Annotated in this window: 18 protein-coding genes; 9 read left to right on the top strand and 9 right to left on the bottom strand. The window is 73.0% G+C overall.

What is annotated here, in order from left to right; all coding sequences use genetic code 11:
- Positions 1–49: 49 nt before the first annotated feature.
- Positions 50–1609 (bottom strand): long-chain-fatty-acid--CoA ligase, encoded by a 1560-nt coding sequence (locus EV383_RS24840; RefSeq protein WP_130292164.1) that lies wholly within the window; start codon positions 1607–1609, stop codon positions 50–52.
- Positions 1610–1789: 180 nt separating this feature from the next.
- Between EV383_RS24840 and EV383_RS24835 the strand changes: the two genes are divergently transcribed.
- The 5 genes from EV383_RS24835 to glmS all read left to right on the top strand — a co-directional run bounded on the left by EV383_RS24835 (position 1790) and on the right by glmS (position 10160).
- Entirely contained in the window at positions 1790–2716 is a 927-nt protein-coding gene (locus tag EV383_RS24835) for an ATP-binding cassette domain-containing protein (RefSeq protein WP_242623296.1), read from the top strand.
- Positions 2713–3597 carry an ABC transporter permease subunit gene (locus tag EV383_RS24830; protein ID WP_130292162.1) on the top strand — a complete coding sequence of 295 codons (885 nt, stop codon included), beginning with the start codon at positions 2713–2715 and terminating at the stop codon, positions 3595–3597. The genes EV383_RS24835 and EV383_RS24830 overlap by 4 nt, the downstream gene beginning before the upstream one ends.
- 95 nt (positions 3598–3692) lie before the next feature.
- On the top strand, positions 3693–7667 hold the full coding sequence (locus EV383_RS24825) for an ABC transporter ATP-binding protein (protein ID WP_278044847.1): 3975 nt from the start codon (positions 3693–3695) through the stop codon (positions 7665–7667).
- A 354-nt stretch (positions 7668–8021) separates the two neighbouring features.
- Positions 8022–8285, top strand: coding sequence for a hypothetical protein (locus EV383_RS24820; RefSeq protein WP_130292161.1), 264 nt, complete (start codon positions 8022–8024; stop codon positions 8283–8285).
- Between the two features lie 30 nt (positions 8286–8315).
- On the top strand, positions 8316–10160 hold the full coding sequence (gene glmS, locus EV383_RS24815) for a glutamine--fructose-6-phosphate transaminase (isomerizing) (RefSeq protein WP_130292160.1): 1845 nt from the start codon (positions 8316–8318) through the stop codon (positions 10158–10160).
- On the opposite strand, the gene EV383_RS32770 is transcribed toward glmS, so the two are convergent.
- Positions 10147–10278, bottom strand: coding sequence for a hypothetical protein (locus EV383_RS32770; protein WP_278044846.1), 132 nt, complete (start codon positions 10276–10278; stop codon positions 10147–10149). The genes glmS and EV383_RS32770 overlap by 14 nt on opposite strands.
- Before the next feature lie 117 nt (positions 10279–10395).
- A complete protein-coding gene (locus EV383_RS24810; protein WP_130292159.1) occupies positions 10396–11889 on the bottom strand; it encodes a helix-turn-helix domain-containing protein in 1494 nt (497 codons plus the stop codon).
- Between the two features lie 247 nt (positions 11890–12136).
- On the opposite strand from EV383_RS24810, the gene EV383_RS24805 reads away from it, so the two are divergent.
- A complete protein-coding gene (locus EV383_RS24805) occupies positions 12137–12862 on the top strand; it encodes a LuxR C-terminal-related transcriptional regulator (protein ID WP_130292158.1) in 726 nt (241 codons plus the stop codon).
- 90 nt (positions 12863–12952) lie between these two features.
- Here EV383_RS24805 and EV383_RS24800 read toward each other — a convergent pair whose 3' ends face one another.
- Positions 12953–13978 (bottom strand): 6-phosphofructokinase, encoded by a 1026-nt coding sequence (locus EV383_RS24800; protein ID WP_130292157.1) that lies wholly within the window; start codon positions 13976–13978, stop codon positions 12953–12955.
- Between the two features lie 310 nt (positions 13979–14288).
- On the opposite strand from EV383_RS24800, the gene EV383_RS24795 reads away from it, so the two are divergent.
- Positions 14289–16385: a PhoX family protein gene (locus tag EV383_RS24795; RefSeq protein ID WP_423213701.1), complete on the top strand. Its 2097-nt coding sequence runs from the start codon at positions 14289–14291 to the stop codon at positions 16383–16385.
- Between the two features lie 52 nt (positions 16386–16437).
- Here the strand turns inward: EV383_RS24795 and EV383_RS24790 are convergent, their stop codons facing one another.
- Positions 16438–17244, bottom strand: a complete 807-nt coding sequence (locus tag EV383_RS24790; RefSeq protein ID WP_130292156.1) for a VldE C-terminal domain-containing protein — start codon at positions 17242–17244, stop codon at positions 16438–16440.
- A 272-nt stretch (positions 17245–17516) separates the two neighbouring features.
- On the opposite strand from EV383_RS24790, the gene EV383_RS24785 reads away from it, so the two are divergent.
- A complete protein-coding gene (locus EV383_RS24785; protein ID WP_130292155.1) occupies positions 17517–18839 on the top strand; it encodes an MFS transporter in 1323 nt (440 codons plus the stop codon).
- Between the two features lie 72 nt (positions 18840–18911).
- Here the strand turns inward: EV383_RS24785 and EV383_RS24780 are convergent, their stop codons facing one another.
- Both EV383_RS24780 and EV383_RS24775 read right to left on the bottom strand, forming a co-directional pair.
- Complete coding sequence (locus tag EV383_RS24780) at positions 18912–19226, bottom strand: hypothetical protein (protein WP_130292154.1); 315 nt, start codon at positions 19224–19226, stop codon at positions 18912–18914.
- 763 nt (positions 19227–19989) lie between these two features.
- Positions 19990–21348 carry an MFS transporter gene (locus EV383_RS24775; RefSeq protein WP_130292153.1) on the bottom strand — a complete coding sequence of 453 codons (1359 nt, stop codon included), beginning with the start codon at positions 21346–21348 and terminating at the stop codon, positions 19990–19992.
- A gap of 88 nt (positions 21349–21436) precedes the next feature.
- Here EV383_RS24775 and EV383_RS24770 point away from each other — a divergent pair, with 88 nt between their 5' ends.
- Complete coding sequence (locus EV383_RS24770; protein ID WP_130292152.1) at positions 21437–21970, top strand: winged helix-turn-helix transcriptional regulator; 534 nt, start codon at positions 21437–21439, stop codon at positions 21968–21970.
- 143 nt (positions 21971–22113) lie between these two features.
- Here EV383_RS24770 and EV383_RS24765 read toward each other — a convergent pair whose 3' ends face one another.
- Together EV383_RS24765 and EV383_RS24760 are read right to left on the bottom strand one after the other, a co-directional pair.
- Positions 22114–22530 (bottom strand): hypothetical protein, encoded by a 417-nt coding sequence (locus EV383_RS24765; RefSeq protein ID WP_130292151.1) that lies wholly within the window; start codon positions 22528–22530, stop codon positions 22114–22116.
- 155 nt (positions 22531–22685) lie between these two features.
- Positions 22686–23099 (bottom strand): hypothetical protein, encoded by a 414-nt coding sequence (locus EV383_RS24760; RefSeq protein WP_130292150.1) that lies wholly within the window; start codon positions 23097–23099, stop codon positions 22686–22688.
- Positions 23100–23195: the final 96 nt, after the last annotated feature.

The raw sequence follows: 23195 nt of genomic DNA, 5'->3' as shown, positions 1-23195 counted from the left end.
TGTGACGACAGCCGTGACGTACCGCTCGGTGGCCGGTGGGAGTGGTGGCTCAGACGGTCTGGCGCTCGCGGCCCTCCCAGTACGGCTTGCGGAGGTCCTTCTTCAGGATCTTGCCGGTGGGGTTGCGCGGCAGCTCGTCGAGCACGTCGACCGACTTCGGGCACTTGAACGACGCCAGGTGCTCACGGCAGTAGGCGAGCAGGGCGTCCGCGTCGACCTCCTGCCCGGGCGTGGCGACGACGACGGCCTTCGGCACCTCGCCCCAGCGCTCGTCCGGCACGCCGATCACCGCGACGTCGGCCACGGCCGGGTGCTCGGCCAGCACGCGCTCGATCTCGGCCGGGTACACGTTCTCGCCGCCGCTGACGATCATGTCCTTGATCCGGTCGGTGACGAAGACGTAGCCGTCGGCGTCGATGTGCCCGCCGTCGCCGGAGCGCAGCCAGCCGTCGTCGGTCAGGGCCGACGCGGTCGCGTCCGGCTTCTCCCAGTACCCGCTCATCAGCTGCTCGGTGCGCACCCAGATCTCGCCGGGCTCACCGGCCGGCACCGGTGCGCCGGACTCGGGGTCACGGACCTCGATCTCGACGCCGATGATCGGCTTGCCGGCGGAGACGAGGCGGTGCGCCACGGACGGGTCGGTGTGGTCCTCGGGGCCGAGCGAGCTGACCACGCCGCAGGCCTCGGTCATGCCGTAGACCTGGTGCAGCTTGGGCCCGAACAGCTCCAGGCTGGCGCGCATCACCGGCAGCGGGCACGGCGAGGCGCCGTAGGACACCGCGCGCAGCGACGAGTAGTCGCGGGCGGACGCGTCCGGCACCTGCGTCATCGCGCCCATCAGCGCGGGCACCAGGAACGTGTGCGTGATGCCCTCGTCGGCGAACATGTCGAGCAGCGTGGCCGGGTCGGGCATCCGGGCCATCACGATCCGCGCGCCCTGCCCGAGCGCGAGCAGCGCGTAGCTCATCCCGCCGACGTGGAACAGCGGCATCGCGACCTGGACGACGTCGGTCGGGGCGAGCGCGAAGTCGTGCGCGACGTGCTCGGCGTGGCTGAGCATGCCGCGGTGGGTGAGCATCGCGCCCTTGGGGAAGCCGGTGGTGCCCGAGGTGTAGAGCTGCACGAAGCAGTCGTCGGGGGCGGCGTCGTAGGGGTTCTCGTCCGGCTCGTGCGCGGCGAGCCAGGCCTCGTACTCGTCGGAGGCACCCCCCACGTGCAGAACCTTGCGCACCGACGGGAGCTTGTCGCGCACCTGCTCGACGGCCCCGGCGAACTCCGGGCCGACGGCCAGGATCGCGGCCTTCGCGTCGTTGATCACGTAGACGATCTCCGGCGGCGCCAGCCGGAAGTTGACGACGGCGTTCGCCGCCCCGATCCGCGCGCAGGCCAGCGTCAGCTCCAGGCACGACGGGTGGTTGAGGTCGAGCACCGCGACCCGGTCGCCGACGCCCACCCCTTCGGCACGCAGGGCCGCGGCGACGCGCCGGACCCGCTCGTCGAGCTGTGCCCAGGTGTGCCGGGTCGCGCCGAACCGGACGGCCTCGTCGTCGGGCCGCTCGGTGGCCCAGCGCTGCAGCAGGGTGGACACGGTCGGTCGGGTGTCGCTCACGGTGCTCCTTCGAACCTCGAATCGAACGCCGCCATCGTGACCTCCGGTGGCGGGCAACACCAGAGTCGTTCCGGACCGCCTGTCCGTTTCGTCCCCTCTCCGGACGACCCCTGTCCTCACCCGTGTGGTGGAGCAGGGAGGATGGGTCGCGCATGTCAGAGACGATCGGGGGAACCGGCCGTGCAGAGCACGCACACACCGGACGGCCACGCGGGACGGATCACCGTCGAGGGCCTCGGCAAGCGCTTCGGGCCCGTCGAGGCCGTCCGTGACCTGTCGTTCTCGGTCGAGCCGGGGTCGGTGACCGGCTTCCTCGGGCCCAACGGCTCGGGCAAGACCACGACGCTGCGGATGATCCTCGGCCTCGTCGGCCCGACGACGGGGACCGCGCTCGTCGAGGGGATCCCGTTCGCCGCGCACTCCTCGCCGGGCCGGGTCATCGGAGCCGTGCTCGAGGTGCAGGGCGGGCACCCGAAGCGGACCGCGCGGGCGCACCTGCGGGCCGCCGCCGCCGCGATCGACGTGCCGGACTCCCGTGTCGAGGAGGTCCTGGCACTGGTCGGGCTGACCGACGCCGCGGACCGCGCGGTCGGCGGCTACTCGCTCGGGATGAACCAGCGCCTGGCCCTGGCCGCGGCGCTGCTCGGCGACCCCCGGATCCTGGTGCTCGACGAGCCCGGCAACGGCCTGGACCCCGACGGCATCGCGTGGCTGCGCTCGTTCCTGCAGTCCTTCGCCGCGTCCGGTCGCAGTGTCCTGGTCTCGTCGCACCAGCTCGCCGAGATTGAGCTGACCGCGCAGCGCCTGGTGGTGATCGACCACGGGCGCTGCCGCTTCGACGGTCCGATCGACGCATTGCGCCAGACCCAGAGCGGACGGGTGATGGTCCGCCCGGCCGACCCGGCGAAGCTGGCCGAGGCGCTGGTCGGCGAGGGACTCACCGAGGTCGACGCCGTCGACGGCGGCTGGCTGGCCGTCTCCGGCGCGGACGCGGTGCGGGTCGGCGACGTGGCACTGGCCGCCGGGATCGCGATCTACGGCATGGCCGAGGAACGGGTCGGGCTGGAACAGATGTTCCTGCGACTGCTGGCGGGGGAGAACGCATGACGACCTCTGACGTCCCGAGGGCCGGACTCCTGGCGACGATCGGTCCGGCGAGCCGGTGGCGGGCGGTGCTGCGCTCCGAGGTCCGCAAGACGACGTCGGTGCGGATGTACTGGCTGCTGCTGATCCCGATCGTCGTGCTGGCGCTGGCGATGAGCCTGTTCGGCTCGCTGATCACGCTGCTGGTGCCGGCCGCGAGCGACACCTCGCCGGTGCTGCTGCTGGCCGGGCTGGCCTCGACGCTGAGCGCGGTGTCGATCGTCGGCGGGGCGTTCGGCGCGCTGACCGCCAGCGGGGAGTACCGGCACCGGACCGTCACCCAGGCCTTCCTGACCGGGTCCCGGGGCCAGGTGCTCGGCTCCAAGGTCGTGGTCGCGGCCGTCGTCGCGGCGGTCTACGGGCTGCTCATGGCCCTGCTCGGGCCACTGCTCGGCGGTGCGGTGCTGGGTGGGCAGACATTGCCCACCGCGGGGGCGCTGATCTCGCTGGGCCTGGTCGGCATGCTGGTCTGCGCGCTCTGGGGCGTGATCGGGGTCGCGATCGGCACGCTGGTGCCGAACCAGGCGGGCGCGGTCGCGCTGGTCGTCGGCTACTCGCTGATCGGGGAGAACGTCCTCGCCGGCGTCATGCGGGCGGGCGACGACAGCGACTCGGTGTTCGCGCGGCTGACCTCGTTCCTGCCCGGCAACGCCGGCGACATCGCGCTCTACGAGAGCCCGGTGACCGCGGCGAACCAGGGCGGCGACGGCACGCAGATCCTGGAGTTCCTGGCCGGGGTCAGCTCCCCGCCGCCGGGATGGGTCGCGCTGCTGGTGCTGCTGGCCTGGACCGCCGCCGCGGTGGCGCTGGCCGCCGTCGTCGGCGGGCGTCGCGACATCACCTGATCCCGCGTCCCCCGATGCAGGCGGCCCGCCGGAGGTCTCGCGGGTCACGCCCGATCGGCGGGCGAACTGTCGGGGGCCGGGCATAGCCTGATCCGGTGCCGTCGCCCTCTGCCTCCGCTCCCGCCGGGGGATCGTCCGCACCCCCCGCCGGTTGGATCCGCCGTCTCACCCGCGCGTGCCTGAAGCACCGGGCGGTGACGATCGGCGCGATCGTGGCGTCGATGCTCGGGGTCGGGCTGGAGGCGATCGGCCCGCTGCTGACCAAGGTCGCGGTGGACGGCGCCGTCGTCGGCGAGACGGCCGTGCTGATGCCGGTCGTGTTCGCGATCCTCGGCCTGGCGCTGGTCCGTTTCGGGTCGGCGTTCCTGCGCCGCTACCTCGGAGGCCGGATGGCCCTCGACGTGCAGCACGACCTGCGACGTCAGGTGTTCGCCGCGGTGCAGCGGATGGACGGCGTGCGCCAGGACCGGCTGCGCACCGGGCAGGTCGCGTCCCGGGCGATCTCGGACCTGCAGCTGGTGCAGGGCCTGCTCTCGATCGTGCCGCTCAGCGCGGGCACCGTCGTCCTGGTCGTGACGTCGATCGCGGCGATGCTGTGGCTCTCGCCGCTGCTCACCGTCGTCGCGCTGGTGATGCTGCCGGTGGCGGCTTACATCACCAACCGCACCCGCAAGACGCTGTTCCCGGCCACGTGGTCGGCCCAGCAGCGGGCGGCCGAGATCGCCCAGCAGGTCGAGGAGACGGTCACCGGCGTCCGGGTCGTGAAGGGCTTCGGACAGGAGGCCCGCGAGGTCTCCGGGCTGGAGGGCCGCGCGCGGACGCTGTACGGCGAGCGGCTGCGCGCGGCACGGCTGACCGCGCGGCTCAACCCCGTCCTGCTGGCGCTGCCCGGGCTCGGGCAGGTCGCCGTGATCGGCCTCGGCGGCTACCTGGCCATGACCGGCTCGATCACGCTCGGCACGTTCCTGGCCTTCACCACCTACGTCGGTCAGCTGATCGGCCCGGCCCGGCTGATCGGCGCGCTGATCGTCGCCGCGCAGCTCACCCGCGCCGGCGCCGAGCGCGTCTACGACCTGGTGGACTCCGAGCCCGACGTCACCGACCCGCCGCACCCACGCGATCTTCCCGACGGCGCGCTGGCCGTCGAGCTCGACGACGTCGCCTTCGGCTACACCGACACCGAGGCCCGCAGCGAGCCGGTGCTCGACGGGCTGTCGTTCCGCGTCGAGCCGGGGGAGACGGTCGCGCTCGTCGGGCCACCGGGCTCGGGCAAGTCGACGGTCGCGCTGCTGCTGCCGCGGTTCTACGACCCGCAGGCCGGGGCGCTGCGGATCGGCGGGGTGGACCTGCGCGAGCTGCGCCTGCACGACCTGCGCGCCGAGCTCGGGGTGGTGTTCGAGGAGGCGTTCCTGTTCTCCGACACGATCCGGGCCAACATCGCCTACGGCCGCCCGGACGCGGGCGAGGACGAGATCCGCGCCGCCGCGGCCGCCGCTCAGGTCGCCGGGTTCGTCGAGGAGCTGCCCGAGGGCTACGACACCGAGGTCGGCGAGCGCGGCCTCACGCTGTCCGGCGGGCAACGCCAGCGGATCGCGCTGGCCCGGGCGATGCTCACCCGTCCGCGGGTGCTGGTGCTCGACGACGCGACGTCCGCGGTCGACACCGCCACCGAGGCGGCCATCCACGACACCCTGCGCGAGCTCACCAGCGACCGCACCACCCTGCTCGTCGCGCACCGCCGTTCCACCCTCGCGCTGGCCGACCGGATCGCGGTGCTCGACCACGGCCGCGTGGTGGACATGGGTACCGAGGACGAGCTGCGCGGACGCTGCGCGCTGTTCCGCGAGCTGCTCGCCACCGGGCCCCGGTTCGCCCCGGACAACCCCGTCCCCGCCCCGGACGGGACCACCACTGCCGCGAACGGGACCACCCCCGGGAGCGGGACCGCCGCCGGGAACGGGAACGCCGGGGGCAACGGGTCGACGTCGCCGGCCGCACCGAAGCCGGTCCCAGCCGGGACGGTGTCGGCGGAGACGGTGTCGGCGGAGACGGTGCCTGCAGGGGCGGTGCCGACGGGCGGGGACGTGGCCGCGCCCGCGGGCTTCACCCCGGCGCTGTGGCCCGAGCAGACCGCGGCCGGTCGTCAGCCGGCGACCGCGGGGTCCTCCGCCGCCACGTCCGGTCCGCCCGGCGCGGCCGGGGTCGCCGGCGGGATGCCGGCCACCCCCGAGCTGCTCGCCTCCGTCGACGCGTTGCCGCCCGCCACCGAGCTGCCCCGCCTGCGCGGCGAGTCCGACCCGACGGCACCGGACCCGTCGTTCCGCCTCGCGAGCCTGCTGCGTCCCGTGCGCGGGCTGCTCGTGCTGGCCGTCGCCCTGATCGCGGCGGACGCCCTGGCCACCCTCGCGCTGCCGACGATCGCCCGCTACGCCGTCGACGGCGGGATCACCCCCGGTGTGCAGCGGGTCCTGCTGCTCGCCGCGCTGGCCGGGGTCCTCGTGGTGGCGCTGGACGCGGCCGTCGTCGGCGCGCAGACCGTCGTCACCGCGCGGGCCGGCGAGAGCCTGCTCTACCTGCTGCGCGTGCGCAGCTACGCCCACCTGCAGCGGCTCGGGCTGGACTTCTTCGAGCGCGAGCTCTCCGGCCGGATCATGACCCGGATGACGACGGACGTCGACGCGCTGTCGACGTTCCTGCAGACCGGGCTCGCCCAGGCGTTCGTCAGCCTGCTGACGATCGTCGGCGTCGCGGTCGCGCTCGTGCTCACCGACGCCTCGCTCGCGATCGTCGCACTGGCCGGGCTGCCGATCCTCGTCGTCGCCACGGTGATCTTCCGGCGGTACTCCTCGCAGGCCTACGAGGAGGCCCGGGAACGGGTCAGCCTGGTCAACGCCGACATGCAGGAGAACGTCTCCGGCGTCCGGGTCGCGCAGGCCTACGTCCGCGAGGAGATCAGCGCCCGGCGCTTCAGCGAGCGCAGCGCCGACTACCGCCGCTCCCGGCTGCGCGCCCAGCGCTACATCGCCACCTACTTCCCGTTCGCGGCGCTGATCGCCGACGTGTCGCAGGCCGTCGTGCTCGGGGTCGGCGCGACCCGGATCGCCGGAGGCGACCTCACCCCGGGCGTGCTGACCGCGTTCCTGCTCTACCTGGCGATGTTCTTCGGGCCGGTGCAGCAGCTGTCGCAGGTCTTCGACGGCTACCAGCAGGCCCGGGTGGGCCTGAACCGGATCTCCGGGCTCCTCCGCACCCCGACCTCGGTGCCCGAGACGCCGGAGGGCGAGCAGGTCGCCGTGCCGGAGCGGCTGCGCGGCGGGGTGGAGCTGCGCGACGTCACGTTCCGCTACCCCGGTGTCGAGGAGCCCGCGCTGGACGACGTGTCGCTGCGGGTCGCACCGGGGGAGACCGTCGCGCTGGTCGGGGCAACCGGCGCCGGCAAGTCCACGTTGATCAAGCTGCTGGCCCGGTTCTACGACACGGGCGAGGGTGCGGTGCTGGTCGACGGCGTCGACGTGCGCAGGTTCCCGCTGGCCGACTACCGGCACCGTCTCGGCGTGGTGCCGCAGGAGGCGCACCTGTTCACCGGCGACGTCGCCTCGAACATCGCCTACGGCCGCCCGGACTCCGACCCGGCGGCGATCGAGTCCGCGGCCCGCGCCGTCGGGGCGATGGACCTGGTGCGGTCGCTGCCGGACGGCTTCCGGACGCCGGTCGGCGAGCGTGGCCAGGGCTTGTCCGCGGGGCAGCGCCAGCTCGTCGCGCTGGCCCGGGCCGAGCTGGTCCAGCCGGACCTGCTGATCTTCGACGAGGCCACCGCGGCCCTCGACCCGGCCACCGAGGAGACCGTGCTCTCGGCCGGTGAGGAGCTGACCCGTCGACGCACCTCGTTCGTCGTCGCGCACCGTCTGGCCACCGCGGCCCGCTCGGACCGGATCGTGGTCCTCGCCGGCGGCCGGATCGTCGAGGAGGGCCCGCACGCCGAGCTCGTCGCCTCCGGCGGCTGGTACGCCTCGCTCTGGAAGGCCGGCGAGCTCGAACCCGAGCCCGACTCCCCACTCGCGACCCGCTGACCGGACCGCCGCCGCCCGCCGAGGGCCGGGCGTCCAGCGACCGGCACGTTCGTCGGAAAGGTTGCGACGAGAGTGCCTCTCGCTGATCCGCGGCGAGGCGTGCCCGCCCGCTGCGGGGCCTCGCTGGTTGTCCGGGAGGTGGGCCGGTCCGCTCGCTGCGGGGCCGGGCGTTCAGCGACCGGCACGCTCGTCGGAAAGGTTGCGACGAGAGTGCCGCTCGCTGGACCGGTGGGCGTGGCTACGGCGCTGATAGCAGGAGGCCGGAAGCGGTTGGGGGTGGCGAAGGTGCTGGTTTCTGCCCGATAGCGGGCAGGATTCTCGACATCGACGGCGTTCCGGGCGCATGGTGGTGGCGTGCCGGCCCACGACGACCTCATCGCCCATCTGGTGCGCAGCACGCCGTTGAGCCCCGGTGAGGCGACGCGGGTCGTGGCCGACGTGCTCGGGTACTTCGCCGAGCCGGCCGAGGACTTCGTGCGCCGCCGGCACTCCGAGCTGCAGGCGCGGGGCCTGCGCAACGACGAGATCTTCGACCGGGTCGCGGCCGAGCTGGGGCAGCGCCGGGTGCCGGCTCCGGCGTACTCGGCGCGTCAGCTGCGTCGCCTCGTCTACGGCTGAACCGCCACCACCGACCTTAAGGACACACGCATGTGCGGAATCGTGGGATACGTCGGGCCGCGGGACGCCGTCCCGGTCCTGCTGGAGGGCCTCGGACGCCTGGAGTACCGCGGCTACGACTCGGCCGGGCTGGCCGTGGTGCACAAGCCGTCGAAGGGCCCGGCCGAGCTGCGGGTCCGCAAGACCCCCGGACGCGTCGACGACCTCGCCGCGGACCTGCCCGCCCGGTTCCGCGGCAGCCCCGGCATCGGGCACACCCGCTGGGCCACGCACGGCGAGCCGACCGCGGCCAACGCGCACCCGCACACCGACGCGTCCGGGCGGATCGCCGTCGTCCACAACGGGATCATCGAGAACGCGGACGCGCTGCGCGCCCAGCTCACCGCGGACGGCGTCGTGTTCGCCTCGGAGACCGACACCGAGACCGTCGCGCACCTCGTCGCGGCCGCGTTCGCCGACGGTGCGAAGGACCTGGAGGAGGCCGTCCGGCGGGCGCTGCACCGGGTCGTCGGGGCCTACGGGATCGCCGTCCTCGACGCCGAGCACCCGGACCGGGTGGTCGTCGCCCGCAACGGCTCGCCGGTGCTGCTCGGGGTCGGGGACCGGGAGATGTTCGTGGCCTCCGACGTCGCCGCGATCGCCGGCTTCACCCGCCAGGTCGTCTACCTCGACGACGGCGAGCTGGCCACGCTGACCGCCGGCGGGTACCGCACGTTCACCCTCGACGACCGCGCCACGGCCAAGACGCCGTCCACGGTGGACTGGGACGTCGCCGGAGCCGAGCGTGGCGACCACGACCACTTCCTGGCCAAGGAGATCGCCGAGCAGCCGCGGGCGATCGAGCGCACCCTGTCCGGCCGGCTCGAGGAGCGCTTCTCCACCGCGCACCTCGGCGGGCTCAACATGGACGTGCGGGAGGCGCGCGCGTTCAGGCGGGTCACGATCCTGGGCTGCGGCAGCGCGTGGTTCGCCGGCGAGCTGGGCGCGCAGCTGATCGAGGACCTGGCTCGGATGCCCGCGCACGCCGAACCGGCGTCGGAGTTCCGGTATCGCAACCCGGTCGTCGAGCCGGACACGCTCTACGTCGCGGTCAGCCAGTCCGGCGAGACCGTCGACACCCTGGCCGCGGTGCAGGAGCTGCAGCGCAAGGGCGCCCGGGTGATCGGGATCGTCAACGTCGTCGGGTCCACCATCGCCCGCCAGGTCGACGGCGGGATCTATCTGCACGCCGGGCCGGAGATGTCGGTGGCCTCGACGAAGTCGTTCACCTCGACCGTCGTCGCGTTCGCGCTGCTGGCCCTGCACCTGGGCCGGATGCGGGACCTGTCGCCGAGCGACGGCGGACGGATCGTCGCCGGCCTCGCGGCGCTGCCCGGGCAGATCGAGCAGATCCTCGACGACGAGAAGCGCACCGGCGTGATCGCCGCCGCCGCGGCCGAGCTGGCCCCGAGCGAGAGCGTGCTCTACATCGGACGCCGCCACGGCTGGGCGGTGGCGAAGGAGGGCGCGCAGAAGCTCAAGGAGATCTCCTACTGCCACGCCGAGGCCTACGCCGCGGCCGAGCTCAAGCACGGTCCGCTGGCACTCGTCGGTCCGGAGCTGCCGACCGTCGCGGTGGTGCCCGACGACGACCTGGCCGAGAAGAACACGTCCACGCTGGCCGAGATCCGGGCCCGGCGCGGGCCGGTGGTCGCGGTCGGGCACCGGGAGATCCCGGGCGCCGGGCGCACGCTCGTCGTCCCGCGCAGCGAGCCGGAGCTGGACCCGGTGCTGCTCTCGATCCCGCTGCAGCTGCTGGCCTACCACGCCGCGGTCGCGCTGGACCGCGACGTGGACCGGCCGCGCAACCTGGCCAAGAGCGTCACCGTGGAGTGAGGTCCATCGGGATGAGGACGGCGATCCGGTACCCGTCGTCGTCGTTGTCGGAGACCAGTTGGTAGCAGAAGCGTTCCCGCGCCACCCCGCCGTAGGTCCACCTGACGTCGGCCCACACGCTGCCGGAGGCGGCCGCGCCGATCTCCGGTCTCGCGGTGCTCGGCCCGACCGTCGGCGACAGCGCCGCGTCCGCGATGCGGAAGCTGGTCGCCGCGGTGCGCCCGGCGGAGGAGCCCTAGTCGAGCAGGCGCTGCGCCCGGGCCGCGACGGCGGCGCGGCGCGGGTCGTCGGGGCCGAGGAGCTCGAGCAGCCGCTCGTGCGCCTCCAGGTCCTCCTCGGCCAACGGGTGCTCGGCGAAGCGGTGGGTGAGCTCGACGTCGTCGGAGGCCAGGACCGCGTGGCGCAGACCGGCGGTCAGCTCGTCGCGCAGGTCGCGCACGGCGGGGGCGTCCGAGCGCGGCAGCAGCGGGCCGTGGCAGGCGTCGAGCGCCTCGCCGACCCGTCCGGCGCGCAGGGCCGCGCGGACCCGGAGGAAGTCCGCGTCCGGCACGGCGGCGAGCCGGTAGGGGCGGGTGAGCAGCAGGTCGTTGCCGAGCAGCGCGCGCAGCCGGTGGATCTCGCCGCGCAGTGTCGTGGGGTTGCCGTCGTCGCCGTAGAGCATCAGCGTGAGCTGCTCTCCGGTGAGGCCGTCGGGGTGTAGCGCCAGCGCGGTGAGGATCTCGGCGGGACGCAGCGAGGCCGGGACCTCACGCTCGCCCATGGTGATCAGCGGGGTGCCGGTGCCGGTGAACCGCAGCGCGACCCCGGGCGCACGCTCCGCGGTGCGCACCCGCCGCCGTCCGGTCCCGGGGTGGAGCAGATAGCCCTCGGACAGCGACTCGACGACCATCTCCCGGCCGTCCTGCAGCAGGACCCGGTCGGTGCCCTCGGGCACGCGGACCCGTTCCGGGAACTGGCCGTACGGCGCGCTGGCGATGACCCGGCCGGACTTCGAGAGCAGCGCGCCCTCCGTGCCGTCGAGGCGGGTCAGATGCGGCATGTTGCGCACACGCAACCGCTCGTCGGCGATGGCGAGACGGACCCGGAGCTGGTTCTCGGCCAGCTGCGCCGTCGCCGACACGAGCTGGACCAGCGCCGGATGAAGGGTGTGCAACGGCCCGCTGATGTCGATCGCGCCGACGATCGACCCGGTGTCCGGATCGTGCACGGGCGCGGCCACGCACGTCCAGTCGTGGTAGGCGCGGACGAGGTGTTCGGCGGAGTGGATGCGGACCGGGGCGTCCACCGCGAGCGCGGTGCCCATCGCGTTGGTGCCGATCGCGTCCTCGGACCAGCGGGTGCCCTCGAATAACCCGACGTCGTCGGCCGAGCGCAGCAGCCCGTGCGCGCCGTCGCGCCAGAGGATGTGGCCGTCGGCGTCGGTCACGAGCATGACGTGCATGGCCTCGTCGGCGATGCTCACCAGCGTCGTGCGCAGCAGCGGCATGACCTCGTGCAGCGGGTGGCCCTCGCGCAGGTCCGCCACGTCCTCCGGCGCGTAGACGACGGGTGGCGTCCGGTTCTCCGGGTCGATCGCCGCGGCCAGGCTGCGCTGCCAGGAGTCGGACACGATCGACCGCGGGCTCCCGGCGCTGCCGCCGGATCCGAGGTCGTCGTCATAGATCCGGCGCAGCCGCATCGCGTCCGCGACGAGTTCGTCGGCGGACGACGCGGCATCACCGTGGCCCATCGTCACCTCCGCAGAATCCGGCACCGCCGGGCGCCGGAACGTCCCAGGGTCCCCAGCGTAGGCCGATCGCCGCAACCGGTCGCGCACGACCGTTATTCGGACCTCGTATGACCCGGTCACCATGTTACGCACGTCACAACTGCATGTGCAGACGGCTGCAACGTCGAGGCAACGTGGCAGTACCTACCGTGCGTCCTCAAGTACCCGCCATCGGCGGTGGGACCTGCACGTCCGGGAGGACATGGCGATGACGCTGGAAGCCGTTCGCGAGGCCACCGACGTGACGCGACGGGGTCGCGACGCCGGCGAGGTCGTACGGCGGACGGCCCGGGTGCTGGTCGTGGACGCGGAGCCGATCGTGCGTCACGGCCTGCGCGCCCTGATCGCCGCCGAGCCGGACCTCGTCCACGCCGGGGAGGCCGCCTCCCCGCGGGACGCGCTGATGGCCGCCGAGCGGACCCGCCCGGACGTGATCGTCGTCGACATCGAGTTCGCCCGCGACGAGCGCCCCGGGCTGGACCTGGTCCGTGCCCTTCTCGAACGGTGCAAGGGCGCGCGCGTGCTCGTGCTGACCGGGTGCCGCGACCGCGAGGCGATGATGCGGACCGTGCGCCTGGGCGTGCACGGCTACCTGCGCAAGGGCGCCGAGACCGCCGACGTCGTGCGGGCCGTCCGGTCGGTACTGCGCGGCGAGGGCGTGTTCGACCCCGGCACGAACGGGGCGCCGCTGCAGGTGCTGCGCGATCCGGCCGGTGACGACGTCCCGGACATGTGCCGCACCGCGTCGCTCACCGACCGGGAGAACCAGGTGCTCAAGCTGCTCGCGGTGGGCATGAGCAACCGGGAGATCGGCACCCGGCTGGTGATCTCCGAGGCGACCGTGAAGTTCCACGTGCGCAACCTGCGGGACAAGCTCGAGGTCCGCCGCCGCACCGAGATCGTCTACACCGCCGCCCGCCAGGGCATCGTCTAGCCGGGCCGGGGCGGTGAGGAACCTCCCGCCCCGGCCTGTGCAGCCCGATCGGTGCAGCCCGGCCTGTGCAGCCCGATCAGGGCCGTGTCGTCAGCCGAAGAAGACCTCGGCCTCGGCGTAGAGCGCCGGGTCGACGGTCTTGAGCGTCGTCGTGGCCTCGGTCAGCGGGCAGGTGACGATGTCGGTGCCGCGCAGGGCGACCATGCTGCCCCACTCGCCGTCGTGCACGGCGTCGATCGCGTGCAGCCCGAACCGGGTGGCCAGCCAGCGGTCGCGCGCGGTGGGCGTCCCGCCGCGCTGGACGTGCCCGAGGACGGTCGTCCGGGTCTCCCTGCCGGTGCGGGTCTCGACCTCGCGGCCCAGCCAGTCGCCGACGCCGCCGAGACGGGCGTGGCCGAACGCGTCGGTCTCGCCGGTGTGCAGCGCCTCGTCGCCACCCCGGGGCTTCGCGCCCTCGGAGACGACGACGATCGGGGCGTACTCGCTGCGGAAGCGGCTCTCCACCCAGCGGCAGACCTGGTCGACGTCGAACTCGACCTCGGGGATCAGGATCGCGTTCGCGCCCCCGGCCATGCCCGAGTGCAGCGCGATCCAGCCGGCGTGACGGCCCATCACCTCGACGACCAGCGCACGGTGGTGCGACTCGGCGGTGGTGTGCAGCCGGTCGATGGCCTCGGTCGCGATCTGCACCGCGGTGTCGAAGCCGAACGTGTAGTCGGTGCCGGACAGGTCGTTGTCGATCGTCTTCGGCACGCCGACGACGTGTACCCCGGCCTCGTGCAGCTTCGCCGCGACGCCGAGCGTGTCCTCGCCGCCGATCGCGATCAGCGCATCGATGCCCTGGTCGGTGAGCGTCGTGCGGATCCGGTCGACGCCGTCCTCGAGCGCGAGCGGGTTGGTCCGCGACGAGCCCAGGATCGTGCCGCCGCGCGGGAGCAGGCCGCGCACGGCCGGGATGTCGAGCGTCATCGTCAGACCCTCGAGCGGTCCGCGCCAGCCGTCGCGGAAGCCGACGAAGGAGTACCCGTACTCCGGGACGCCCTTGCGGACGATCGCCCGGATGACGGCGTTGAGCCCGGGGCAGTCGCCGCCTCCGGTCAGTACTCCGACGCGCATGGTGCGCCCTGCTCTCACTCGGTCCAGTGGCGGCGCACACGCTAGTGCTCCGGTGGGGCCCCGGGCCGCCGCCCTCCCGGCCGTTCGGGCCGGGTGATCCGGCCGCTGTGTCGCAGACCTCGTGAACCGGACGATTCGTTCACCCGCCGTCCATGCGCGGGCCATCCTGCGGGCGCGGGCGCTACCTAGCGTGGCCGTGACCACCACCGACGGCGTGATCCGTGCGCCGCCCACCACCCCCAGGAGGACGACCGTGGCCCAGCCCTGCCCCGGCGCCCACGAGGCGCACGACGCCCCGGCCCGCCGCTCCCTGCCCCTTCTGAGTTCGAGCGGACCCCTGTTCGACCGGCGTCCCGCCCGCGGCGAGCGCCAGGGCCTGACCTGCCGCTACCGCTGCGGTGACGCGTGCTCGAAGGAGGCGCCGAACCCGACGTCGAACACGTACTTCGGCGACGTGATGGCGCGTGTGCTCGACCGGCGCGGGATGCTGCGCGCCGGAGCGGTCCTCGGCCTCGCGGCCGGCGCCGGGCTCGCCGTGGGAGCGACCCCCGCCGCCGCGGCCACCCCGGCCGTCACCCCGCTCGGGGCCCCCGCCGCGCCGAAGCCGGGCGGGCAGCCGCCCCGCGGCCTGCGCTACGAGACGGTCGCGCCGAGCAGCGTCGACGCCGTCACCGTGCCGAGGGGCTACGCGAGCGACGTCGTCATCCGCTGGGGCGACCCGATGTTCCCGGACTCGCCGCCGTTCGACTTCGAGGCCCAGACCGCCGCGGCCCAGGAGCGCCAGTTCGGCTACAACAACGACTTCTGCGGGATCCTGCCGATCGAGGGCCGGGGCCAGCGCTTCATCATGTTCTCCAACCACGAGTACACGCTCGAGCCGCTGATGTTCCGCGGCTACGACGAGGAGAACCCGACGCCCGAGCAGGTCCGGATCGGGATCGCCGCGCACGGGCACGGGCTGGTCGAGCTCGTCCGCGAGCGCGCGACCGGGAAGCTGACCGCGGACCGGAACGGCACGCTCAACCGGCGGATCACCGGCAGCACCGAGTTCGCCGTCGACGGCCCGGCCGCCGGGTCGCCGCTGCTGCGTACGAAGGCCGACCCGACCGGCACCGTCGTCCTCGGGACGCTGGGCAACTGCGCCGGCGGCGTGACGCCGTGGGGCACGTTCCTCTCCGGCGAGGAGAACTTCAACGGCTACTTCGCCTCGCCCGCGGTCACCGATCCGCGGCTGCAGCGCTACGGCTTCGAGGAGGGTCCGTCCGAGCGCCGCTGGGAGACCGTCGACCCGCGCTTCGACCTCGCCAAGGAGCCGAACGAGGCGAACCGTTTCGGCTACGTCGTCGAGACCGATCCGCTGAACCCGACCGCCCGCCCGGTCAAGCACACCGCGCTCGGCCGGTTCAAGCACGAGGGCGCGACGATCCGCCTGACCCGCGACGGCCGCGCGGTCGCCTACATGGGCGACGACGAGCGCTTCGACTACGTCTACAAGTTCGTCTCGGACAAGGCGATGCGCCGCGGGCAGAGCCGCGCCGCCCGTGAGCACAACGCGACGCTGCTGTCGTCGGGGACGCTCTACGTCGCGACGTTCACCGGCGACAGCCCGGCCGCGGAGATCGTCGGCACCGGGAAGCTGCCCGCGGACGGGAAGTTCGACGGCGCCGGGAAGTGGACGCCGCTGGCGTCGGGGAAGCGCTCGTTCGTGCCCGGGATGAGCGCGGAGGAGGTCTACGTCTTCACGCGCCTGGCCGCGGACAAGGTCGGCGCGACCAAGATGGACCGTCCCGAGGACGTCGAGGCGCACCCGCGCACCGGCGCCGTCTACATCGCGTGCACGAACAACTCCGACCGCGGCAAGGCCGGCGCCAAGGCGGGCCCCGACGAGGCGAACCCGCGCAAGGAGAACAAGCACGGGCACGTCATCGAGCTGGTGGAGAAGGGCTCGGACCCGGCCGCGACGACGTTCGGCTGGTCGATCCTGCTCGTCTGCGGCGACCCGAAGGACCCGGGCACCTACTTCGGCGGCTACGACAAGTCGCAGGTCAGCCCGATCACCTCACCGGACAACCTGGCGTTCGACGAGCAGGGCAACATGTGGATCGCCACCGACTCCGGCGAGGCACTGAAGATCAACGACGGGCTGTACGGCGTCTCCCTGGAGGGCCCGACCCGCGGACGCACGACGCTGTTCGCCTCCGTTCCGCGCGGGGGCGAGTGCTGCGGCCCGATCGTGCGCGACGACTTCGTGCTGATCTCGGTGCAGCACCCCGGCGACCTCGACGACGCGTCCCCGGAGAAGCCGGCCTCGACCTGGCCGGACGGCCCGGGCACCCAGCCCCGGCCGTCGGTGGTCGCGATCCGGCGCGTCGGCGAGGGCGGACGCCCGGGCAAGATCGGCGCCTGACCCTCGTGCGCGGATATCGCTGCCCGGGCAGCGATATCCGCGCACGGCTGTCTCAGGCGCAGCGGCCGAGGTCCGGGTTGCCGCTGCCGGCGCTCTTGTCGAACGAGATGTGCACGTGGTCGTTGTGGTTGGCGGTGTCGCCGCCGCGGTCCTCCATGGACTCCCAGCCGTCGCCGGAGTTCATCCGCTGTTCCCAGATCACGTACTTCACGCCGAGCTCGTCGGCGTTGGCCAGGGCGCACTCGGCGATCCGGTCGCCCTTCTCGCCGCGGACCATCAGGTCCAGGGCGTGCCCCGTCGGATGGTCGGAGGCGTTGCCGCGGTTGCCGACGCCGAGCAGCTCGGGCTGGTCGTAGGCACAGCCCAGGAACTGTGCTGCGTCGCTGACCCAGCTCTTCACGTCGCCCAGGCCGCTGGTGTCGATGTCGCAGGAGGCACTGCTCGGACCGCCGCCGGCCGGGGCCTCGCTTTCCCCGTCGTCACCGCCGCCACCGCCGCCACCGGCGGGACGGGCGGCGGCGGCGCGCGCCGCCTGCTCGATCCGGCCGCGCTCGGCGACGACGGCCTGGCCGGCGCCACCGGCCGCCTCCAGCAGCCCGGACGCCTTCACGAGCTCGTCCGCGCCGGCGAGCACCGGCTCCGTGCGCGGGCCCGAGCTCGCGGTGGCGGCCGCGGCGGTGGACGAGTTCTCGGCGGCGAGCAGGAACGCGCCGGTGGACTCGCCTGCGGCGTCGCCGAGGTCGTCGAGTCCGACGGCCGGGGTGACGACGGCGAGGGCGCCACTGGCCACGGCGGCCGCGGTGGCGACGTTGCGCAGACCGTCGGCGCGCAGCCGTGCGGTGCGTCGATGTCGGGACACGGGCGTATCTCCTCCACCACGCGGCTCGGGCGGGCGTGCTGGGGAGCGTGGATCTGGGGAATCCGTGCCCGTCGGGGGGAGCCGAGCCGTGCGATTCGTACTCGACGGTAGCGGATCGTGCCGAGATGTCCGGATGGAGGCACGCCTGCGAGGTGATCGGATCGTTATCTGCGACGAGTGGCGCCGGTCGTTCCGATTCTTCCGGAAACGGGCCCCGCGGTGCGACGCTGACGCCGGCCGGCCGAGGGCGTCCGGCCGGGGGGAGCTCACTGATGTCGCCAGAAGCCGGTGCGGTCGAACAGGCCGAGCACGTCTCCGACCCGCGCCAGCTGCGCCGGGTCTCGATCGCGAGCGCGATCGGCACGACGATCGAGTGGTACGACTACTTCATCTTCTCGACCGCGGCCGCGCTCGTGTTCAACAGCCAGTTCTTCTCGTCGTTGTCGCCGGCGTCCGGGACGCTCGCCGCGTTCGCCACCCTCGGCGTCGGGTTCGTGGCCCGGCCGGTCGGCGGGGTGGTCTGGGGCTACTTCGGGGACCGGATCGGCCGCAAGGCGATGCTGGTGACGTCGCTGATGCTGATGGGTGTCGCGACGGTCGGGGTCGGCCTGCTCCCGACGTTCGCCCAGGTCGGGGTGCTGGCGCCGATCCTGCTGGTGCTCATGCGGCTGCTGCAGGGCGTCAGCGCCGGTGGTGAGTGGGGCGGCGCGGCGCTGATGGCCGTCGAGCACGCCCCGCCCGGCAAGCGCGGGCGCTACGGCTCGTTCGCCCAGATCGGCGTGCCGGCCGGGCTAATCCTGGCCCAGATCGTGTTCTTCGCGGTCAGCAACCTGACCACCTCCGAGCAGTTCCAGGCGTGGGGCTGGCGGATCCCGTTCCTGCTCTCGATCGTCCTGGTCGTGGTCGGGCTGCTGATCCGGTTGCGGATCGAGGAGAGCCCGGTGTTCACGGCGCTGCGCACGGAGGCGGCGCGCAGCGGCAGCCCGATCGCCGAAGTGTTCCGGGAGCGCCCGCGCGAGCTGGTGCTGGCGTCGGTCAGCTTCATCGCCAACACCGCGATCGGCTACGTCTTCCTGGCCTACCTGCTGTCCTACGGGACGTCGGTGTTGAAGGTGAACCGGAACCTGATGATCGCGATCGTGATCATCGGCAGCGTGAGCTGGCTGGTCAGCATCGTGGCGGCGGCCATCTGGTCGGACCGCGTCGGCCGCAAGCCCGTCTACCTGGCCGGTTCGGTCCTGCTGGTGGTGTGGCCGGTGCCGTTCTTCCTGCTGCTCGACACCCGCAGCACGGTCCTGATGATCGTCTCGGTGATCGTGCTGACGATCGGCCTCGGGCTGTCCTACGGGCCGCAGTCGGCGTTGTTCTCGGAGATGTTCGAGCCCCGGTTCCGCTACAGCGGGGCCTCGTTCTCCTATGCCGTGGGCGCGGTGCTCGGCGGCGGGTTCGCCCCCCTGATCGCCGCCGCGCTGCAGGCCCGGACCGGCACGTCGCTGGCCGTCTCCGGCTACATGGTGCTGGTCGCGGTGATCAGCCTCGTGGCGGTCGTGCTGATCCGCGAGACGCACCGGCCGGCGCGGGTGGCGGCGGGCTGACGTCCGCGGCCCCGCGCTCTCCCGGGGCGCTCTCCCGGGGCAGTTTCCCGGGGCGGCTTCCTGGGGCGCGGCTCAGAGCAGGGCGGAGCGATGCCGTCCGGAGTCGGTGGCACCGGAGAGGTCGCGGGCCCGCCGGCGTCCGGCGACGGAGGGCTGCAGCTCCTCACGGGCCGCCGGCGCGTGGCCGGCGTCGCGGGTGCCCGGCAGGCCGCCCGAGTTGATGTGCCGGGCCTCCTCGGCCAGCTCGCGCGTCACGCACGGCCACGCCGCGCTGACGCCGGTGGCGTCACGGCACTCACGGCAGTACCCGTTCGCGTCCGGCGTGTGCTCGTCGAGCGTCCGGCGCAGCAGATCGGGCATCTCGGACAGGATCGATGCGAGTGCCAAGACTCACCTCCAGGTCGATTGCGGGGCACGCTAGTACTCACGATCTTGTCCGGGACAGGGGGCCGGGCCCGTCGCCGGTTCGCCGGAGAACGGCGGTTCCCGGGGATGTCGACGATTCCGGCGGTGTGTTCGATCACGTTCCGACGGCGCCGATCGACGATTCCCGAGACGGCCGCCGATTTCTTTTCCGGTGCGTTCCCCGGTGCCGTTCCCGGCGCGATTCACGGCGCCGCCGGGCCGGGTGCGAGGCTCCGTCGTCGTGCGAGGCGGCCACGGACGGTCACCTACACCCGGCGCACGTCCGGCTACGTTCCGTAGATCGGCGGTTCGACCGGCCGGGTCGGTCCCGGAGCGGTCGGGTCACCTCGGCGCGCCGAGCGGTCGCCGTCCCGGTCCTGTCCGTACGGCGTGTCGGCGCGGTGTCGCCGGTTCGGCCGACCGGTCCGGGGCTCGCCCGTGGGCGCGTCACGCCGGTCGCGAGGTGCCCGCTCCCGATGCGGTCGGTGACGGCGGACCGGGCGTTCCCCGTCGGCCCGACGGCCGAACGCACCCGGCTCCGTTCGGTGGACACCATTCCGGCCGGGCCGTGGAATCGTCGTCATCGCGTCGGTGTTCGCGTAATCGCCCGGCACCGGCGGACGTGTCGAATCGGCGACCATTCCCGGAAACGGCCTGACTTCGCCGAGCGAAGCCGTGAGCGGTTCGGTGAACGGTGTCGGGGTCGCGGCGAGAGGTGTTTCGGGTGTGGACGGTCGCCGTGGATTCAGCTCGCGACGGGGCTCGCCGCCGGGGCCCGGCGGGTGCAGGCCAGGACGACCCCGGCGCAGAGCACCGTCAGCACGATGCAGACGACGACGGCGACGTCCCAGCCGTCGAGCAACACCTCCGGCGACTCGGTGCCGGAGGGTGTACTCAGGACGGACACCAGCGTCACGCCGATCGCGGCGCCGAGGTAGCGGCTGGTGTTGTTGATCCCGCTGCCCATGCCGGCCCGGTTCGCCGGAACGCTGGCGACGGCTTCACGGCCCAGTGTCGCGTTGACGACGCCGGTGCCCAGCCCGGCGACGATCAGCCCGGTCAGCACGAGCCATGCCCCGGAGTCCGGACGCACCCAGACCATCGGGACCATCCCCACCGCGACCACCACGAGCCCGGCACCCAGGCGGACGGCTCCGGTGATCCGCTCGCTGATCCGGCGGGTCAGCAGGGCGGTGACGATGCTCGTCCCGGACCAGCCCAGGAGCAGCAGCGCCGCGAACAACGCTCCGTGACCCTGACCGCGCTGCAGCACGACCGGCAGGAACGACGACACCGCGATCACGCCGAGCCCGGTCGCCAGGCTCGCGGTCGTGGCCGCGACCAGCCCGGGACTGCGGAAGAGTCCGAGCGCGACCATCGGGTGCGACGAGCGCCGCTGCACCACCACGAACCCGGCGAGCAGCAGCACCCCGACGACGAGCAGCAGGATCGGGACCGGCCCGATCGGCAGCCGGCGTGCCTCGGTGAGACCGGCCAGCAACGCCGACAGGCCGGCCGCGAGCAGCACCATGCCCGGCAGGTCGACCCGGCGCGGTTCGCCCGAGGTGGACTCCGTCAGCAGCGACCGGGCGGCCACGGCGATCCCCAGCGCCGCCATTGCGATCAGGACGTAGAACACCCGCCACGGGATCAGCGCCGACAGGACCGGTCCGGAGGCGATGCCCGCGGCCAGCGCGGCACCCCAGAGACCGGTCGCGCGGGCCCGCGCCGGTCCCGGCGGGATCGCGTGACTGATCAGGGCGAGGCTGCAGGCGATCATCGCGGCGGCGCCCACGCCCTGCACGACCCGCCCGAGGACGAACACCACCGTGCCCGGAGACGCCGCACCGGCCGCCGAGGCCACCGCGAGCACCACCCCGCCCAGCACGAACAGCCGCCGACGGCCGTGCTCGTCGGCCAGCGTGCCGGCGGTGAGCAGTGCCGCGGTGAGCCCCAGACTCATCGAGCTGAGGATCCACGACTGCCCGGACGGTCCCGACCCGAGATCGGCGGAGATGGACCGCAGCGTGGTCAGCGGCGCGGTGTAGGACACCAGTGCGAGCAGCGTTCCGAGCGCGGAGACGGTGACGGTGCGGCGTTCCATGGGCGTCTCCCGGGCGAGGGTTCGATGGCCGAACCGGACGCTAGCACGATGCGGTTCGGTGATCGAACCATGCGCGTACGATGACGGGATGCCGCTCGGATCCGACTACGCCTCGCAGGCCTGCTCGCTGGCCCGCGCGCTCGAGGTCGTCGGCGAGCGCTGGACGTTGCTGATCCTGCGGGACTGCTTCTACGGCGTGCGCCGGTTCACCGATCTGCACCGTCATCTCGGAGTGCCCCGGGCGGTGCTGGCCGAGCGTCTGGAGTCGCTGACCGAGGCCGGTGTGCTGCGCCGCGAGGAGGCCGGTCCGGGCCGGGTCGAGTACCTGCTCACCGAGCGCGGGCAGGAGCTGTGGCCGGCGCTGCACGCGCTCTACGGCTGGGGCGAGCGGCACGCCGCGGCCGTGCCCCGCCGACGGATCTTCCGGCACGTCGCCTGCGACACCGGATCCGGCGACGCCGAGCTCGACGACGCCGGCCGGTGCCCCTCGTGTGGCGCGACGCCGGAGGCGGGTGAGATCCGGGTGCACCCCGGACCGGGCCTGGCGGGCGAGCCGGAGCCCGCCGAGCCCGTCGGCCGGGCACTCCTGTCCCCGCAACGCCTGCTCGAACCACTCACGTAGCGGTTCGGCCGAACCGCGGACGCGGCCCGACAACCGCCGAGATGCGTCTCAGCGTTGGGCGGAGATCGACGATTCGCGATGAGCCGCATCTCGGCGCGCACGGTTCGGTTCCGGGCCGTCGGTATCGGGGTGCGGAACCACCGTCACCCCGGAGCCAGGTTCTCGAGGCCGAGCTGGGCGAAGCGACGTGCCTCGTTGCAGCCGGTCTGGAGGTCGGCCGGGGACGCGGCGTCGACGTCGAGGGTCTTGTAGATGAACTGCATGCTCGACGTGTCGCCGGTGTCGACAGTGATCGCGCAGTCGGCGGGGGATCCCCGCGTGAGACGCGCCTCGACCGCGCCGAACCCGTCCACTTCGGTTTGGGTCGGATTCGTCAGTCCTTCGATACCTTCCTGGCCGGGAGCACCGGGCAGCAGCTTTGCCGCAGGCGTGTACTTGAGCAGTTGGGCCGTATAGCTGACATCACCCGCCGTGCGGAAGGCGCAACTCGGCAGGGATGGCCTGACGTCGACCCTCGACGACGTGGTGATCTGCCACTCCTGCGCCTGAACAGTGGTCATGGCGCGACAGGGATCGAGCGACTCGATGTCGACGGCCTGAGGACGGTCGGGAAAGACACCGTCACGGGGCGGCGAAGCGGATCCCGCGGCGCCGCAGGAGGTGGCGACAAGGGCGGTGAGGCAAGTTGCCCCTACTGCCACGAGGTACGGAAATCTCACCACCTCAGTTTGACCGATTCGAAGGACTGCTCGATCTGCTCTTCGGTGAGGCTGTATCGCCGGGCGACATCCTTCAATCCTTCCGCTGCGGTATTCAGATCGGCGACATACCGCTTGCAGTCGCCGACCACGGCGTCGATCTTCCGCTGGAACGAGATCTGGGCCGGCCCGGAGACCGGATCGTCGCTGCAGCGCCCGATGCGGAAGCCGCTCGCCGGCGTCCCCATCCGACCCGGCGCCTCCGGCTCTCCGGCGAAGTCGCTGGGGTTTTCGTACCGGTCGATCGTGTCGCGAAGCCGTCTCACCTCTTGGAGGAGCACTTTCCGCACGCCCAGCACGTTCTCCGGTGTCACCTGCGTCATCAGGTGATCCACCGCCCCGCGCAGATGCGGGTTCACGATCTCGGCCACGCAGGGATTCTACGAGCGGTTCGCGACAGCCCGTGGCGGTTCGGCCGAGTCGGTAAGGATTAGATGATCGGCGGATCGGCGGCGATACGCGACACC

It is taken from the genome of Pseudonocardia sediminis, assembly GCF_004217185.1.
In the GTDB taxonomy this organism is placed as follows: domain Bacteria; phylum Actinomycetota; class Actinomycetes; order Mycobacteriales; family Pseudonocardiaceae; genus Pseudonocardia; species Pseudonocardia sediminis.
This window is presented reverse-complemented; position numbering and strand designations above follow the sequence as displayed.